Origin of the sequence: Natranaerovirga pectinivora (assembly GCF_004342165.1) — a bacterium.
GTDB classification, from domain to species: Bacteria; Bacillota; Clostridia; order Lachnospirales; family DSM-24629; genus Natranaerovirga; species Natranaerovirga pectinivora.
The window spans coordinates 62,962-78,336 of sequence record NZ_SMAL01000012.1; the positions used below are offsets into that span (position 1 = coordinate 62,962).

12 protein-coding genes and 1 pseudogene are annotated in these 15,375 nt (G+C 31.8%); 10 read left to right on the plus strand and 3 right to left on the minus strand.

Going from position 1 to position 15,375, the window contains the following annotated elements; genetic code table 11:
• The first annotated feature begins 32 nt into the window (after window positions 1-32).
• The 3 genes and pseudogenes from EDC18_RS13065 to EDC18_RS13080 all read left to right on the plus strand — a co-directional run bounded on the left by EDC18_RS13065 (window position 33) and on the right by EDC18_RS13080 (window position 4,655).
• The gene (locus EDC18_RS13065; RefSeq protein WP_132253852.1) at window positions 33-1,385 is read left to right on the plus strand and encodes an acetyl-CoA carboxylase biotin carboxylase subunit; all 1,353 of its coding nucleotides are present in this window, start codon (window positions 33-35) and stop codon (window positions 1,383-1,385) included.
• Between the two features lie 76 nt (window positions 1,386-1,461).
• A pseudogene (locus EDC18_RS15005) lies at window positions 1,462-3,293 on the plus strand (acetyl-CoA carboxylase carboxyltransferase subunit alpha).
• 339 nt (window positions 3,294-3,632) lie between these two features.
• On the plus strand, window positions 3,633-4,655 hold the full coding sequence (locus EDC18_RS13080; RefSeq protein WP_132253857.1) for a delta-lactam-biosynthetic de-N-acetylase: 1,023 nt from the start codon (window positions 3,633-3,635) through the stop codon (window positions 4,653-4,655).
• Window positions 4,656-4,868: 213 nt separating this feature from the next.
• Here the strand turns inward: EDC18_RS13080 and EDC18_RS13085 are convergent, their stop codons facing one another.
• A complete protein-coding gene (locus tag EDC18_RS13085; protein ID WP_132253859.1) occupies window positions 4,869-5,153 on the minus strand; it encodes a hypothetical protein in 285 nt (94 codons plus the stop codon).
• A 91-nt stretch (window positions 5,154-5,244) separates the two neighbouring features.
• On the opposite strand from EDC18_RS13085, the gene sfsA reads away from it, so the two are divergent.
• From sfsA to EDC18_RS13100, 3 genes are read left to right on the plus strand one after another with little or no spacing between them, the layout of a single operon-like run.
• Entirely contained in the window at window positions 5,245-5,931 is a 687-nt protein-coding gene (sfsA, locus tag EDC18_RS13090; RefSeq protein WP_132253861.1) for a DNA/RNA nuclease SfsA, read from the plus strand.
• A gap of 17 nt (window positions 5,932-5,948) precedes the next feature.
• Window positions 5,949-6,464 (plus strand): transcription repressor NadR, encoded by a 516-nt coding sequence (locus EDC18_RS13095; RefSeq protein WP_132253863.1) that lies wholly within the window; start codon window positions 5,949-5,951, stop codon window positions 6,462-6,464.
• Between the two features lie 56 nt (window positions 6,465-6,520).
• Window positions 6,521-7,588: a PTS sugar transporter subunit IIC gene (locus EDC18_RS13100; RefSeq protein ID WP_132253865.1), complete on the plus strand. Its 1,068-nt coding sequence runs from the start codon at window positions 6,521-6,523 to the stop codon at window positions 7,586-7,588.
• 185 nt (window positions 7,589-7,773) lie between these two features.
• Here EDC18_RS13100 and yyaC read toward each other — a convergent pair whose 3' ends face one another.
• The gene (gene yyaC, locus EDC18_RS13105) at window positions 7,774-8,388 is read right to left on the minus strand and encodes a spore protease YyaC (RefSeq protein ID WP_132253866.1); all 615 of its coding nucleotides are present in this window, start codon (window positions 8,386-8,388) and stop codon (window positions 7,774-7,776) included.
• A gap of 294 nt (window positions 8,389-8,682) precedes the next feature.
• Here yyaC and EDC18_RS13110 point away from each other — a divergent pair, with 294 nt between their 5' ends.
• Window positions 8,683-9,957 carry a LysM peptidoglycan-binding domain-containing protein gene (locus EDC18_RS13110; protein ID WP_165878590.1) on the plus strand — a complete coding sequence of 425 codons (1,275 nt, stop codon included), beginning with the start codon at window positions 8,683-8,685 and terminating at the stop codon, window positions 9,955-9,957.
• Here EDC18_RS13110 and pepF read toward each other — a convergent pair.
• Window positions 9,954-11,768, minus strand: a complete 1,815-nt coding sequence (gene pepF, locus EDC18_RS13115; protein ID WP_132253870.1) for an oligoendopeptidase F — start codon at window positions 11,766-11,768, stop codon at window positions 9,954-9,956. The two genes, EDC18_RS13110 and pepF, sit on opposite strands and share 4 nt — an antisense overlap.
• A 227-nt stretch (window positions 11,769-11,995) precedes the next feature.
• On the opposite strand from pepF, the gene EDC18_RS13120 reads away from it, so the two are divergent.
• From EDC18_RS13120 to EDC18_RS13130, 3 genes are read left to right on the plus strand one after another with little or no spacing between them, the layout of a single operon-like run.
• Window positions 11,996-13,054, plus strand: coding sequence for a YkvI family membrane protein (locus EDC18_RS13120; protein WP_132253872.1), 1,059 nt, complete (start codon window positions 11,996-11,998; stop codon window positions 13,052-13,054).
• A gap of 45 nt (window positions 13,055-13,099) precedes the next feature.
• Window positions 13,100-14,215, plus strand: a complete 1,116-nt coding sequence (locus tag EDC18_RS13125; RefSeq protein WP_132253873.1) for a DUF5711 family protein — start codon at window positions 13,100-13,102, stop codon at window positions 14,213-14,215.
• 13 nt (window positions 14,216-14,228) lie between these two features.
• Window positions 14,229-14,933 (plus strand): CvpA family protein, encoded by a 705-nt coding sequence (locus EDC18_RS13130; RefSeq protein ID WP_132253875.1) that lies wholly within the window; start codon window positions 14,229-14,231, stop codon window positions 14,931-14,933.
• The last annotated feature ends 442 nt before the right edge of the window (window positions 14,934-15,375 follow it).

Here is a 15,375-nt window from a genome sequence, read left to right on the forward strand (position 1 = left end):
AGGGCAGAGTTAACAAATGGAGGTTTCAATATATGTTTAAAAAAATATTAATTGCTAACCGTGGAGAAATTGCTGTTAGAATAATTAGAGCTTGTAGAGAAATGGGTATACAAACAGTAGCTGTATATTCTGAAATGGATAAAGAAGCTCTTCATACACAATTAGCAGATGAAGCTGTATGTATAGGGCCAGCACCTGCTAAAAACAGTTATTTGAATATGGAAAACATTATTAACGCAACTTTACTTACAGGGGCAGAAGCCATTCATCCAGGATTCGGATTTTTATCTGAGAATAGTAAATTTGCTAAGATGTGTAAACAATGTCAAATAACTTTTATAGGACCTTCATCAGAAATCATTGATAAAATGGGGAACAAAGCAGAAGCAAGAAAAACAATGATGGAAGTTGGTGTGCCTATTATACCAGGCTCTAAAGAGCCTATAACAGCGGCTGAAGATGGTATAGACATTGCAAAGGAAATTGGATATCCTGTCATTATTAAAGCATCTGCTGGTGGTGGCGGTAAGGGTATGCGTATTGTTAATAGTGAAGAAGAATTTATAAATAGTTTTAAAATGGCTCAAAAAGAAGCAATGAACTCTTTTAGCGATGATCATATGTATATAGAAAAATACCTTGTTAATCCAAGACATATAGAGTTTCAAATTCTAGCAGACGAATTTGGTAATGTAATACATCTAGGAGAAAGAGATTGTTCCATACAAAGAAGACATCAAAAATTAATAGAAGAATCTCCTTCAGTCGTTATAGATGAAGATTTAAGAACAAGAATGGGTGATGCTGCCATTTTAGCAGCCCATGCTGTAAAATATACCAATGCTGGGACAATTGAATTTTTATTAGATAAAAATAAAGATTTTTATTTTATAGAAATGAATACAAGAATTCAAGTGGAACACCCTGTTTCTGAAATGGTAACAGGTATTGATTTGATAAAAGAGCAAATCAATATTGCTTTTGGCAACCCATTAGAAATAACTCAAAAAGATGTTAAGATAACAGGCCATGCCATTGAGTGTAGAATAAATGCAGAAGATCCAGACCATAATTTTAGACCTTCGCCTGGTACTATAGAAAATTTACATCTTCCAGGGGGGAATGGCATTAGAATTGATAGTGCATTATTCTGTGGTTATAAAATACCTCCTACATATGATTCTATGATTGCAAAATTAATCGTATATGGAAGAGATAGAGAAGAAGCTATAAAAAAATTAAGAAGTTCTTTAGGAGAATTTATTGTTCAAGGTGTAAAAACCAACATTGATTTTCAATATAAAATTATTAACCATCCTAAGTTCCAAGCAGGTAATGTGGATACACATTTTGTTCAAGAACTAATGAGTGAAGAGGAAAATTAAAAAAACCATCCTTTTCTGGAAGCTATTAATTGAGTTTATAATATGGATTGATCTATAAGAATGAAGGCGTGATTAGATGTTAAAGGAAATGTTTAAGAAAACTAAATATATTACCCTTTCTGAATATCATAAACAAGAGGTAAAAACCCACAAAGAAAGCACTGAAGCTGTGGACAATGAACCCAATATACCAGATGGTTTGTGGATAAAATGCAAAACTTGTGGCTCGGCTTTATACAAAGAAGATGTTCAAAAAGAAATACAAGTTTGTAAAAAGTGTAATTATCATTTTAATGTTGATGCTTATACAAGAATATCCATTATTATGGACGAAGGTAGTTTTAATGAATGGGATAAAGATTTAATAACAAAAAACGTATTAAATTTCCCTAATTATGAAAGTAAAATTACAAACCTTCAAAATAACACAGGTATCAACGAAGCTGTTGTTACTGGGGTTGGAGACATTAATGGTATTAAAACAGTAATAGCGGTAATGGATTCAAGATTTATGATGGGAAGTATGGGTGCAATCGTTGGAGAAAAAATTACTAGAGCAATTGAGAATGCAACAGCTATGAAGTTGCCTATCATTATTTTTACAGCTTCAGGTGGTGCAAGAATGCAAGAGGGTATTATTTCTCTTATGCAAATGGCAAAGACATCTGCAGCATTAGCGAGACATAATGATGAAGGGTTGTTATATGTTTCTTTTTTAACCAATCCAACCACAGGCGGTGTAACAGCAAGTTTTGCAATGCTTGGTGATATTATTTTAGCTGAACCTGAAGCTCTAATTGGATTCGCAGGGCCTAGGGTAATACAACAAACCATTGGACAAAAATTACCTGAAGGATTTCAAAAAGCAGAGTTTCTTTTAGAACATGGATTTGTTGATAAAATTGTTGAGAGAAAAGAAATAAGATCAACTTTACATCAGATTCTTCTTATGCATAAGGAGGACTCAAAATGTTAGAACGTCAAGTCATTATAAAAGAATTAGAAGAAAAAATAAATGAATTAAATAAATTATCAAAGCAAGAAGCCATATCTGTAGATGATGAAATTCAAACATTAGAAAAGAAATTAAGTATTATCAAAGAAGAAAGATGGAAGGGCTTAACGCCATGGGAAAGAGTTCAACTCGCAAGAATGTCTAATAGGCTTACTTCTTTAGATTATATAGAAAATATATTTGATCATTTTATTGAGTTCCACGGAGATAGATTGTTTAAAGATGATCCTTCTATCGTGGGAGGCATCGCAATGTTTAATGGGACGCCAGTTACTGTAATTGGTCAACAAAAAGGTAGAAACACAAAAGACAATATTAAAAGAAATTTTGGTATGCCCAATCCAGAAGGGTATCGTAAAGCCCTTCGTTTGATGAAGCAAGCTGAAAAATTTAATCGTCCAATTATTTGTTTGGTAGACACCCCAGGTGCTTTCTGTGGTCTTGGTGCTGAGGAAAGAGGTCAAGGGGAAGCAATAGCGAAGAATTTATTTGAAATGTCTCAAATTAAAGTACCAATGCTTTCAATTGTAATCGGTGAAGGTGGCAGTGGAGGTGCACTGGCATTAGCTGTTACAGATGAGGTGTGGATGCTTGAGAATTCTATTTATTCTATTTTATCCCCTGAAGGTTTTGCATCTATTCTCTGGAAGGATAGTTCTAGAGCAAAAGAGGCTGCCGATGTGATGAAGATTACAGCAGAGGAGTTGAAGGTGTTAAAAATAATAGATAGAGTGATTAGTGAACCTATTGGTGGTGTTCAAGAGAATCCTCAGGTGGTTTTTGAGGCCCTTTCTAATGGGATTGATGGGTTTTTGGAAAAGAGTCGTTCTTTAAGTAAGGATGAGATTATTAGTAGTAGATATGAGAGATTTAGGAAGTTTGGAATGGAATAAATAATGTTAAAAACGTGCTTGGGTATAAGTAACTCGGGTATAAATAGCTCCCGTATAACTAGCAGGTATTATATTTAAGATTCATAGGCCCTTATCCCTCCTTGGATAATAGGGCCTAGCTTCGCCATCCTTGGCTTCGCTGTTAAATCTTAAATATAATACCTGCTAGTTTGATTTTAAGAGGTTTTTGGGGCCTTTAGTTTCTTCGATTACATCTAGTTTTATTTAATACTATTGTGTTTTTCTTTTCTAAAAGATGGTGGATTGGTGTCGGATTACGTAGTATAATGGAAGTAGCTAAAAATTACTTTTAACGACTTAAGCTAAGGGGGAGATTTTATGAAGACACTGAAGGCGCTTTTGATTTTGGCTGCTGTTATTGTTTTGGTATATCAAGTTTCTAGTAGTATGAATGAGTCTAAGGAGAAGGAAGTTATAAAGATTGTTGATGGAGAAGATGCTGTTGGTGATGAAAAAGATGAAGATATGGATTATGTCGTGGATGGTCCCATCGAGGAAGAGATCGTAGTAGTTGAAGAGCCTCTTGAATCTGAGGATTCTCAAAGTGAGGATAATGAGAAAGAAGTTGTTGTGGAGGTAGAGCAACCTGTAAAGCCAACGCCACCAGTGCCACCTGTGGTGAGTAATAATAAGGTTACTATTGATGGTAGGGTTTTATCTAATGAGAAAAAGAGTTGGTGGTTTAGTAGAAATACGGAGAATAAGAGACCTACAGCTCAACGTGATATGAATATTGCTCAGTACGATGCTTATTATGTTGTAGAGACAGATGAGAAAGTGATGTATCTTACTTTTGATGAAGGGTATGAGTATGGTTTTACCCCTAAGATTTTAGATGTTTTAAAAGAGAATGATGTTCATGCTGCTTTTTTTGTAACCAAGCCTTATATAGTGAATAATCCTGAGTTAGTGATTCGGATGGTAGACGAAGGCCATTTGGTTGCCAATCATTCAGTGAAGCATAAAAGTATGCCTACATTAAGTGATGAAGAGGTTATATGGGAGATACAAGAGACGGAGAGGTATTTTGAAGAGGTTACGGGACATAAGATGGATCCTTTTTTTAGACCGCCAATGGGTGAGTATAGTGAAAGAGTTTTGTATTTAACCCAAAGAGAAGGGTATAAATCAATTTTTTGGAGCATTGCTTATAGGGATTGGGTAGTTGATGATCAACCAGGTGTAGAGTTTGTTTATAATCATTTTAGGCACAACCATCATCCAGGGGCGATTCCTTTGGTACATGCTGTTTCTGAGTCTAATACAGAGGCTTTGGATAGTGTTTTGAAGGCGATGTTAGAGTTGGGGTATCGATTTGGGAGTTTGTATGAATTAGAATAGATTTAAGCTGCAAGCCTTTTGGTTTGTGGCTTTTTTTGATTTTGTAAGCTGGAGTGTTGACGTTCAAGAAAGGGATATATCATTACTTTGGCTGCCTTACCTTTCAGCCGGTCGACGCCAAAGTAATAATATATCCCTTTCTTGAACTGGGGTCAGTTATGGTTGTGAAAAAAACTTTAGTGAGTATCTAATATAAATTTTATACTTGCACATTTAATTATTTTTTTCTTTATCATCTTCTATGATCTCGATTTCTAAGTAATCGAAAGGAATGGTCTCTATAAAATGGTCTTGGATGAAATTTGTTCTATTGTATTTTGGCATTTCTTTTTCGTTGTTTAAGAGCCATAATGGTCTTCCTATGTCGAAGGTATAGCATATTTCTTCTAATCCTTGATTTACTTTCTGTGTTCTTGATAGTGAAGGATTATCAACTTGAAATACTGTATCTTTTATTATTTTATTGTTTTTATAAATTTTTCCCCATAAACGAAACATTCTTTAACTCCTTCACTTTTTGTAGTATTATATCATAAAGAATATTATTTATACAATAAATAAAAGCATTCTTGAAGGAAGGAGTGATTTCATGGAATATATTAGAGTAGTGGAAGGTGTTTTTATTAAAAGACCTAATCGCTTTATTGCCCATGTGTTGATAGATAATAAGGAAGAGATAGTGCATGTTAAAAATACAGGACGTTGTTTAGAGATATTAAAACCTGGTGTAAAGGTTTTTTTAGAACCATCAACGAATCCTAATAGAAAAACAAAGTATTCTCTAATCAGTGTATATAAGAAGGATATGTTAATTAATATTGATTCTCAGGTGCCCAATAAGGTAGTTTATGATGGGATTGTATCTAATCATATAGAGTGTTTAAAAGATGTTACTTTCTTAAAAAGAGAAGTGACCTATAATAACTCCAGATTTGATATATACTATGAAAAAGGTAAAGAAAAGGGGTTTATAGAGGTAAAAGGTGTAACACTTGAAGAAGATGGTATTGCTATGTTTCCTGATGCACCTACAACAAGAGGGACAAAGCATATCAATGAATTAATTGAAGGAAATAAAGAGGGATATATAAATTATATATTTTTTCTAATACAGATGGATGAAATAAATAGATTTAAGCCAAATATTGAAAGAGATAAAGCTTTTAGTGAGGCAGTAAAGAAAGCAAAGGAAAATGGCATTACTATATTAGGTTACAATAGTGGGGTTACGAGGGATTCAATAATAATTAATAAGAAGATTTATATAGATATATAATAGGAAGGAGAATTTATATGGAAGGAAAAGCGCGTCGCAATAAGATAATGGAGTTGCTTAAAGAAAGCCGTGAACCTATTTCAGGTGCTGATTTAGCTACTCAATTAGGTGTAACTAGGCAAGTCATTGTACAAGATATTGCTTTGATTAGAGCAAAAAATAGTAATATAATATCTACTTCTAGGGGATATTTATTATACGAAGAAATGCAAAAAAAACCACGTAAAATTTTTCCTGTTAAACATAATAGTGAAAGTATAACAGATGAATTGTATACAATTGTTGATTTGGGTGGAACCGTCCAAGATGTTATTGTAGAACATCCTATATATGGTGAAATTACAGTGAATCTAATTCTTAAGTCTAGAAAAGATGTAAAGGATTTTGTCAATTTATTGTCTAGTTATCAAACGGTGCCATTAATGCATTTAACAGGAGGCGAGCATTATCATACCGTTGAAGCGGATAATGAGGACATACTTTTAGAAATAGAAGATGAATTACTAAAAAAAGGTTACTTGATTAAAACGTAAAAATATGATATTATCTCCTTGACAATTCAAGTGTATATACACACGGGAGGAATAAGATGAAAGAAAAAATCAAACAAATATTTAAACATATTTTTATAGATGGTTTTAGTGGTATGGCATTAGGACTATTCTGTACACTCATTGTTGGCTTGATCATTCAACAATTAGGTGATGTCATTGGAGGAAACTTTGGGTCTACATTACGTCAATTAGGTACCATGGCTACTATTACAACAGGTGCAGGGATTGGTATAGGTGTTGCTCATAAATTCAAAGCACCACCATTATTATTGTATTCATCTGCAGTAACTGGTTTAATTGGTGCTTATGCAGGTAGAATTAACAGTGGGGCAATGTTTGATGGGTCTTTAATCGTAATAGCTGGACCTGGAGATCCTCTTGGTGCTTTTATAGCAGCTATGGTGGGATATGAAATAGGAAAATTAATAGCAGGAAAAACCAAACTAGATATTATTCTTACACCAATAGTAACAATTGTTTCAGGCGGGTTAATTGGATTACTTGTTGGACCGCCAATATCCTCTTTTATGCTCAGAGTTGGTGAGGTCATTAATTGGAGTATGGGGCAGATACCTTTTATTATGGGAATAGTAGTAGCAGTCGTTATGGGGATGATTCTTACACTGCCAATTAGTTCTGCGGCATTAGCAATAATCCTTTCACTAGATGGCTTGGTTGCAGGTGCTGCTACAGTCGGTTGTGCAGCTCAAATGGTTGGATTTGCCGTTTCCAGTTACAGAGAAAATAAAGTAGGTGGTCTATTAGCACAAGGCTTAGGGACTTCAATGCTTCAAGTGCCTAATATAATGAGAAAACCAGTTATATGGTTACCGCCAATTATTACAAGTGCAATCTTAGGGCCTTTAGCCACTACTGTATTCTTTATGGAAAACAATGCAGCAGGAGCAGGGATGGGTACATCTGGACTGGTTGGACAATTAATGACTTGGAGAACTATGATTGGTAATGAGACACCAGGTATGTTATTGTTTAAAATTTTATTGCTGCATTTTATTTTACCAGCATTATTAACATTAGGTATTTCTGAATGGATGAGAAAGAAACAGATTATAAAATTTGGAGATTTACAATTAGATACGTAGTAAAGATAAAAAACAAGGGGAAAGAGTATCCCCTTGTTTTATTATGATAATGTAATTTGCAAACTTGCTTGCAAGGATTTGGAAATTATATTTTCAACAAAGCTTGTGTCTCTTACAAAGTAAGAGGCATAGGGTGAGTTAAAATGAAAATGTAATTTGAAAATTTGCTTGCAAGGATTTGGAAATTAAACTTGCTTTACAAAAGTTGAAAAATTTTCACTATGGATGGTATTAGAATTTAACTTTAAATAGGCAGTAGAAATACCTTCACATATAAAGTCTGCCATTTTCATTACAATATTTAATCTTGTGTTTTGTAAGATTAACATATCCATAAAACCGCTAAAATTAACGATGCCAGTAATATATAAATCTCCAACAGATGGTAACTTCTTGTTTACACCAGCACCTGGTTTAATAGAGCCTTCTCCAAGATTGACATAGCCGATATGATCCATTTTACCTAAACAAGCATCTATGGCTACTATAAAAGGGTTTTTATATAGGGCGTAAACTTTATCTATAGTCTCTTCTATGTTTTTAGCATGTACAGGCTGATCTAATGTACCATAGATGTGAACATTATGCAGCCCAGATTTCTCTAATTTATAACCTGTAAGAGGGCCTAAAGAATCCCCCGTTGCTCTATCTGTTCCAATGCATAAGAATACAATAGGTTGTAAGTAACCAGCATTCTTAAGGATTAAATAATATAACACACTTCCAAATTCACTTGAATTATTTATTTCATTAACATCAAAAGAAAAGGTCTTTTTACTAGATTGCTTTAAAAAATTCAATTAAAATTCACCACCTAAATTTGATAGTATTAGTGTTGACCCTTTAATAAAAGTTTAAACAATAAATATTTTGTATACATAATAATTTGTTAAATTGAATTAAAATCCAACAAAGTATTTATATTTAATAAAGTATTTTTTAATATTTTTTGATGGATACTTGATTTCTGAGTAAAAAAAACAGAGAAAAATGCGATAAATAATTCCTTGACAGTGACAAGAACTACTAAAATTCACAATTTAGGCATGCTAATATTTACATATACTTAAATGTATTTATGGGGTGCTGTAATTATGATAGAAATATTAAACACTTATGATAAGAATATTAAAGAGGAAAACTTGAAATCAATAAGCCAATTGCCAAAAAATGTTAGGCAAATGGGTGAGGTAAGTTCCAACAATAAGAAGATATTTATCGAGGACTATGTCTATACATATTTATACCAGTATGCATCCTTGGATCTAGATAATTCCCAAATTGCAATTCTGTTAGGGAATTATTATAAATATAATGATGAAAAAATATTATTAATTAGTGGAGCGGTACAAGCTAAGTATTTTTTAAATCATCAATCAGGGATTATATTAACAAGTGAAACTTGGACATACATATATGATAAAGTGAAAGAGTACTTCGATAATTTAGAGATCTTAGGTTGGATGTTCTCACATCCAGGTTATTCAATCGGAATAAATGACCAAATTGGGAAGGTGCATACAGATAACTTTCCTGGATCAGACAAGGTGTTATTTGTCATTGATCCTATAGAAAAAGATGATGCTTTTTATTTGTATGAAAACCAAAAACTAAGACAACAAAATGGGTATTATGTGTATTACGAACGAAATGAAAAAATGCATCAGTATATGTTAAATTATAGAATAAGTAAAGAAAAAAGTGAGCCGGAACCGGAAGAAGAAGTAATTGTCAACTATAGAAGACAAGTTCGAAATAGAAGACAAGAGGTATATCACAAAAAACTTGTAAATATGTTATATGCAGTAAGTGGAGCCTTGGCCATTATAGTATTGGTTATAGGGGTAGCCTTAATGGATAATTATGACAAAATGAAAGATTTAGAAGCAACAATTAACAACTTATCCATAAATGGACCCAATATAGATAAAGAAGGTTCTAACAAAGAACCTGAAGACGCAAATGAAAATAATAAAGATAATGAAGACAAGGAAAGTAAAGATGAGGATTCAAATAATAAGGAAGAGAATAGTCCGGTAGGTAGTAATAACCCAGCAATAGAGAGTGCCAATAACACAACTCAAAGCAATTCGACTCAAAACAATCCTACACAAATTAATAATACCCAAACAAATAATACTCCTGCAAATAGCGCTCAGAATGAAACCACTGCCACAGTGAATCCAGTAGACACATACCATACTTATATTGTTAAAGAAGGAGATACATTAGCGTATATTTGCTTTCAACACTACAGCAACGTAGATATGATGAGAGAAGTAATGGCTTTTAATAATATTTCCAACCCTAACTTAATATATGTTGGTCAGAATATTAAATTACCTCAACCAAAAAGAACTCTCAATTAAATTTGAGAGTTCTTTTCATAACATTCCATTTCGGATACAATTTTTTCAAACTCATCTAGAGCAGAAGTAATAGGAATAGAAGAGGTCATATCAACACCAGCCTTTTTAAGAATTTCTAAGGAGTAATCAGATCCACCACTTTTTAAGAATTCTAAATAGGCATTAACGGCACTAGCACCTTCTGTAAGAATTTTTTTAGATAAGGCAATAGCCGCAGAATAACCTGTAGCATACTGAAATACATAAAAGTTATAATAAAAATGTGGTATTCTTGCCCATTCTATTTCAATTAATCTATCCGTATTTAATTGAGGGCCATAGTATTTAATATTAAGATCATAATATATTTCACATAATTTTTCAGATGTTAGTGGGTCACCGTTCTCAACAATTTCGTGGGTAATCTTTTCGAATTCAGCAAACATGGTTTGCCTAAATACAGTACCTCTAAATTGTTCCATATAATAGTTCAATAAATATAATTTTGTAGAAGGGTCTTCTGTTTTAGCAAGCAAATATTGCATTAACAAGGCTTCGTTTACAGTAGAAGCTACTTCAGCTAAAAAAATGGAGTAATGGGAATTTACATAAGCTTGATTTTTATTTGATAAATAAGAATGTAAAGCGTGACCCATTTCATGTGCTAAAGTAAACATGTTCTTAATAGAATCATCGAAGTTTAAGAGAACGTAGGGATGGGAATTATATGTTCCCCAACTGTATGCACCACTTCTTTTTCCTTTGTTTTCATATACATCAATCCATCGATTATCGAAGGCAATATCCAGCAAATCAATATAATCTTGACCTAATGGCATAAGGGCATCTTTTACTGTGTTCTTAGCATCTGAATAGGAAATCGTAGTCCGTACATCTTTAATCATAGGTGTATATAAATCATAAAAGTGAATATCTTCTAATTTCAGTACCCTTTTTCTTAAATCCACGTAACGGTGCATAGTAGGCAAATAATCATTTACAGTAGAAATTAATTGGGTATAAACTTCAGTAGAGATATTATTTTCATACAAAGAAGCTTCTAATGAAGATGAAAAACGACGAGCATTCTTATAGAAAACATGTTTTTTAACACTGCTCGTGTATATGGCGGCAAGTGTATTTCTATGATTATTATAAGTAGACAGTAATGCTTCAAAAGCATCTTTTCTTACCCGTCTATCTTTAGACTCCATAAAAGAAATAAACCTACCTTTTGTAAGTTCTACAGGATTTCCTTCTTCACCTATTATTTCAGGGAACTTAATATCCGCCTCATTGAACATGGAAAAAATGGTTTGAATACTGGTTGAAAAGTCTGTTGCTTTAGATAACAAGGCTTCTAGTTCTTTAGAAAGAATATGCTCTTTTTTTCTTAATAAATTATTAAGATAATGCTCATAAGTCTTTAAAGAAGGTTCCTCTTTAGTAAGAGCAGATATTTTCTCAGAGGTCAGTTCAATTAGCTCAGGTTCAATAAAAGACAGCCCTTGTGTAATTATTGACTGGAGATTACTTGCTCTTTCAGAAAGAACTTGTGAATGGTTATTTGTAGTATCTTCGTGTAAAGTCATATTAGAATAAACATATAAAGTCTCTAGATCCATTAAAAGAGTATCTTTCAATTGAAGACATCTAAGTAAGTCAGAAGCATTTTTAGTAAGGTGATCTTTGAACAACGCAATTTCCTTTAAATTTTCAAGACAAGAATTATAAATATTTTCGAAAGTTTCTAAAGAGGATATAATATCATTTAGACACCACTTATAAGTATCATCTATTTCTGAGCGTAAAGGGATTTTATTAATGGTCATTGTATTCACTCCTTTATTTAGAATAAAAATCATTTGGTTTAGAATATGTTTATTTCCTAAAATTATTATACTTTTAAATTATAAAATAATAAATAAAATATGTGATTATTTATTAATTCAGTCTGGAAAACGTGGTATAATTTATATCAAACAAGATAGAGAAAGATTGTTCTTAATACTATTTATACAACATATATATTATTAAAATTCTTGTATGAGGTAGTTGTGTGGATAATCTAAAAAATATTTTAAAAATAGCTTTTGTTTATATAGGAACTATTATTGGGGCTGGTTTTGCATCGGGACAAGAGATGTTAAGCTTTTTTACTGTTTATGGCTTCAATGGTGTATACGGTTTGATTCTAACGGGTTTTTTATTTTTTGTTGTTGGTTGGGCTGTTTTAGAACTTGTGCAAGGACAAAACGTGGAAACATTTAAGGATTTCATAAGACCTATAACAGGAGATGCTATAGGAACATCACTTGAATGGGTCATAATGGCTTTTATGTTTACTTGCTTTTGTGCAATGCTAGCAGGAGGAGGCGCTTTATTAGAACAACGCTTTGGATGGCCATACCTTGTTGGGGTAATTGTAATGGCCATAGCTTGTTACATTACATTCTTGTTTGATGTTAAGGGTGTTGTATTGGTTAATTCTATATTAGCACCAATTCTATTAATTGGATGCTTGTTATTAGGATTATATATTTGGATATTTAGAAGTTCCGAAGCTTTTTATAATTTAAGTGTATTGCTTTTTGATTTAAGAAATAATTGGTTTAGTTCAGCATTAATATATGTTTCATATAATACTGTTACAGCCATTGTTATTTTAACAACATTACATAAATATGTTATAAACAAAAAAACAGCCTTCTTTAGTGCATTAATCGCTGGGGTAAGTTTGGGTATGTTAGGAATATGTCTTGGAATTATTACATTAATAAATTATAATAGTATCCAAGGTGTAGAAATTCCTATGCTTACAATAGTAATGCAGTATGCACCACTAATACAATATATATACATACTCGTAATTATAGCAGCTATGTTTACAACGGCAGTTGCTAATGGATATGGAATCGTTGCAAAATTAAAAGCAAAAGAAAAAGATAGCAATTTTGGTATATTTATTTTTGTAATGATGGGTGTACTGGTGGCACAAATAGGATTTTCAACTATGGTTAGCAAAGTATATCCGGTATTTGGGTATATAGGTCTATTGGAATTAATACTGATATTAATGTATTTTATAAAATATAAAACCAATCAAAGAAAAAGATGATAAAAATACAAAAGAAAATGTTTTTCCTTAAAGGGGATAAAAGGGATGGAAGATAAAAAATCAAAAAAAAGTATAGTAGTAATGATTATGCTTATAACAATAACAATAGGAATAATAGCTATTGTAAATGCAAAGAGTAATGGGGATGGGGTAATCTCAAGTTTTGATATTGTATATGAATATGAATATAACAATGGGAAGGTTATATATGAAGGTTATCAAGGGAATTCAATAATAGTATGTAGCAATGATGGTATTAAACTAATGACTCTTAAAGGGGATACACTATGGGATTATGCGTACAGTATTAGAATGCCAAGATTAAAAACAAAGGGTAACTACATAGCCGTAGCGGATTATAGTGGCCAAAGTATATATTTGTTTGATGGAAAAGGGTTAGTAAATAAGATTCTAACAAACTATAAAATAATAGAATTTGATATAAATGAACGTGGTTTTGTAAGTATTGTAGAAGAGAATAGAAACGAGAACAATTTATATTTGTATACCACAGAGGGTGATTTAATTGCAAGAAGTAAAACAGTATTTGATAGGAATGGATACCCTCTGGACATAGCTATTTCCAATGATGGTACAAAATTGGTTACAAGTTATTTATTTACAGATGGGATAAATCTAGAAAGCAGAATAACTTTTTATCAGTTTAGTAATGTAGGACAAAATTATAATGAAAGAATTGCAGGATCTTTTCGTATAGAAAATACTATAATACCAAAGGTAGAATTTGTTGATAACAATACCGTTGCAGCATTTTCTGACTCAGGTATAACAATATATGAAATGACGGAAAAACCTGATAAAAAATCAGACATACATATTGAAGAAGAAATTAAATCTATAGTCCAAGGAAAGAGCTTTTTAGGAGTAGTAACTGGGGATGGGGAACAAATTTTACAAACATTTAATTATAAAGGTGAAAAATTAGGAGAGAGCATTATAGACATAAAATATACAAATGTGGTATCTAATGATGAAGATATAATATTTTACAATGAATGGGGATGGGAAATACACTCACGCAATGGTCGACTAAGACACAAAGAAACATTTGATTATTCTGTACAGCAAGTAGTACCTATTAATAATAATGACTACTTGATTGTAAGTATAAAAGATACAAAAATAATTAAGCTTAGATAAAGGGGAGAGTTAAGTGAATGTAATAGATATTATAGTACTGGGAATAATCATATTTAGTGCAGTGAAAGCATATCATAAAGGATTAATAATATCCTTATTCTCATTGTGTTCATTGTTATTGCCTATTTTTTTAACCATGCAATTATACCCGGCGGGTAGTAAATTAATTGATCAACACACTAAAATATATGAGTCCATTCAAACTTCAGTAGCAAATACATTAAATCTGAGAGAACAAATTAGTTCACAAACATCATTGGAAGAACAGACTAATATTATAAGTGAATTGCCTTTGCCAAAAACAATAAGGGAGTCGTTGTTAGTAAATAATAATGATGCAGTATATGATTTATTACAAGTAAATAGGTTAGAAGACTATATTAGTGGCTACATAGCTAGAATTGCAATTAATATCCTATCTTTTATAATAATATTTATAATAATATATATAGGTATAAGGATATTGATAAAAACTATGAATATTATAAGTAAGTTACCTGTATTGAACTCATTAAATAAAACACTAGGATTAGGATTTGGTGTGCTATTAGGTCTTTTAAGGGTGTGGTTTCTATTTGTTATTATAACATTCTTTGGTACAAATCAAGGAATGATTAAGGTGTTTGAAATGATAAATGATTCCACAATAGCCAGTATATTATATAGCAATAACTATCTACTAAAAGTAATCATAGATCTTTCAAAAATAATTATATAAATATGCTTGACATTAAAAAGTCAGGGTGATATAATACAATTCGCTGATGCAATAGAAAATACATTAGCGAGTTGTTTTTTAAATTAAACATTAAAAACACGAATAAAAAGCTTGAATTTGTATCATAATAAAAAAGCAAAAAAAACTTGACATAAAACAAAACATATGATAATATAATTCTTGCTGCTAAACAAAGCAGATAAGCACATTGATAATTGAACAGTGAAGCAACCCTAAGATTTCAAAAAAATGAGTGGGATTTAAAATTTATTTTAAACCATCTCAAACATTTGGGTCTTAGACACCTAAGAGTCGGCTTTGAAATTCATTTCAAAACGATCTCTAAAAATGTAAGTCTTACTTGAACTTGTTTCAAAAGACTATAAAGATTAAAAGATTTTTTCTTCGGAAAAAACTTTTAGCCAGCAAATTAGATTGCTAA

Bases quoted from the DNA above. Each gene is read 5' to 3' on its own strand.
- sfsA (WP_132253861.1), top strand. From the start codon at position 5,245: ATGGAATATATTAGAGTAGTGGAAGGTGTTTTTATTAAAAGACCTAAT.
- EDC18_RS13100 (WP_132253865.1), top strand. From the start codon at position 6,521: ATGAAAGAAAAAATCAAACAAATATTTAAACATATTTTTATAGATGGT.
- EDC18_RS13095 (WP_132253863.1), top strand. From the start codon at position 5,949: ATGGAAGGAAAAGCGCGTCGCAATAAGATAATGGAGTTGCTTAAAGAA.
- pepF (WP_132253870.1), bottom strand. From the start codon at position 11,768: ATGACCATTAATAAAATCCCTTTACGCTCAGAAATAGATGATACTTAT.
- EDC18_RS13085 (WP_132253859.1), bottom strand. From the start codon at position 5,153: ATGTTTCGTTTATGGGGAAAAATTTATAAAAACAATAAAATAATAAAA.
- EDC18_RS13110 (WP_165878590.1), top strand. From the start codon at position 8,683: ATGATAGAAATATTAAACACTTATGATAAGAATATTAAAGAGGAAAAC.
- EDC18_RS13065 (WP_132253852.1), top strand. From the start codon at position 33: ATGTTTAAAAAAATATTAATTGCTAACCGTGGAGAAATTGCTGTTAGA.
- EDC18_RS13125 (WP_132253873.1), top strand. From the start codon at position 13,100: ATGGAAGATAAAAAATCAAAAAAAAGTATAGTAGTAATGATTATGCTT.
- EDC18_RS13080 (WP_132253857.1), top strand. From the start codon at position 3,633: ATGAAGACACTGAAGGCGCTTTTGATTTTGGCTGCTGTTATTGTTTTG.